Source organism: Klebsiella indica, from assembly GCF_005860775.1.
Classification (GTDB): domain Bacteria; phylum Pseudomonadota; class Gammaproteobacteria; order Enterobacterales; family Enterobacteriaceae; genus Klebsiella; species Klebsiella indica.
The window spans coordinates 1-1,754 of record NZ_VCHQ01000062.1; the positions used below are offsets into that span (position 1 = coordinate 1).

Below are 1,754 nucleotides of genomic sequence, written 5' to 3' on the forward strand. Positions count from 1 at the left end.
GTTCGGCATGGGGTCAGGTGGGACCACCGCGCTACGGCCGCCAGGCAAATTCTTTGTGCTCTGTCCTGTGTCTTTTGTGCTGATACTGCGTTGGCTGCTCTGGCGAACGTCAGTCACATACCCGTGTATGCTCCTTCCGTCGCTGCGTTTGCCGCCTTGTCTCAGCGCAAAATCCTTCGGACTCTGAATCTAAGCTGAATATTGTCTCTGTCTCTCACCGCCAAAACATCTTCGGCGTTGTAAGGTTAAGCCTCACGGTTCATTAGTACCGGTTAGCTCAACGCATCGCTGCGCTTACACACCCGGCCTATCAACGTCATCGTCTTTAACGTTCCTTCAGGAGACTCTAAGTCTCAGGGAGAACTCATCTCGGGGCAAGTTTCGTGCTTAGATGCTTTCAGCACTTATCTCTTCCGCATTTAGCTACCGGGCAGTGCCATTGGCATGACAACCCGAACACCAGTGATGCGTCCACTCCGGTCCTCTCGTACTAGGAGCAGCCCCCCTCAGTTCTCCAGCGCCCACGGCAGATAGGGACCGAACTGTCTCACGACGTTCTAAACCCAGCTCGCGTACCACTTTAAATGGCGAACAGCCATACCCTTGGGACCTACTTCAGCCCCAGGATGTGATGAGCCGACATCGAGGTGCCAAACACCGCCGTCGATATGAACTCTTGGGCGGTATCAGCCTGTTATCCCCGGAGTACCTTTTATCCGTTGAGCGATGGCCCTTCCATTCAGAACCACCGGATCACTATGACCTGCTTTCGCACCTGCTCGCGCCGTCACGCTCGCAGTCAAGCCAGCTTATGCCATTGCACTAACCTCCTGATGTCCGACCAGGATTAGCTGACCTTCGTGCTCCTCCGTTACTCTTTAGGAGGAGACCGCCCCAGTCAAACTACCCACCAGACACTGTCCGCAACCCGGATTACGGGCCCACGTTAGAACACCAGCCATTAAAGGGTGGTATTTCAAGGGCGGCTCCATGCAGACTGGCGTCCACACTTCAAAGCCTCCCACCTATCCTGCACATCAAGGACCAGTGTTCAGTGTCAAGCTATAGTAAAGGTTCACGGGGTCTTTCCGTCTTGCCGCGGGTACACTGCATCTTCACAGCGAGTTCAATTTCACTGAGTCTCGGGTGGAGACAGCCTGGCCATCATTACGCCATTCGTGCAGGTCGGAACTTACCCGACAAGGAATTTCGCTACCTTAGGACCGTTATAGTTACGGCCGCCGTTTACCGGGGCTTCGATCAAGAGCTTCTCCCGAGGGATAACCCCATCAATTAACCTTCCGGCACCGGGCAGGCGTCACACCGTATACGTCCACTTTCGTGTTTGCACAGTGCTGTGTTTTTAATAAACAGTTGCAGCCAGCTGGTATCTTCGACTGATTTCAGCTCCATGAGTAAATCACTTCACCTACATATCAGCGTGCCTTCTCCCGAAGTTACGGCACCATTTTGCCTAGTTCCTTCACCCGAGTTCTCTCAAGCGCCTTGGTATTCTCTACCTGACCACCTGTGTCGGTTTGGGGTACGATTTCGTGTTACCTGATGCTTAGAGGCTTTTCCTGGAAGCAGGGCATTTGTCACTTCAGCACCGTAGTGCCTCGTCATCACGCCTCAGTGTTAAAGTGCACCGGATTTGCCTGGAGCACACACCTGCACGCTTAAACCGGGACAACCGTCGCCCGGCCGACATAGCCTTCTCCGTCCCCCCTTCGCAGTAACACCAAGTACAGGAA

1 rRNA gene is annotated in these 1,754 nt (G+C 53.9%); it reads right to left on the reverse strand.

Annotated features, from left to right (window positions below):
• Positions 1-241: 241 nt before the first annotated feature.
• A 23S ribosomal RNA gene (locus tag FE839_RS24405) occupies positions 242-1,754 on the reverse strand; the annotation flags it as partial.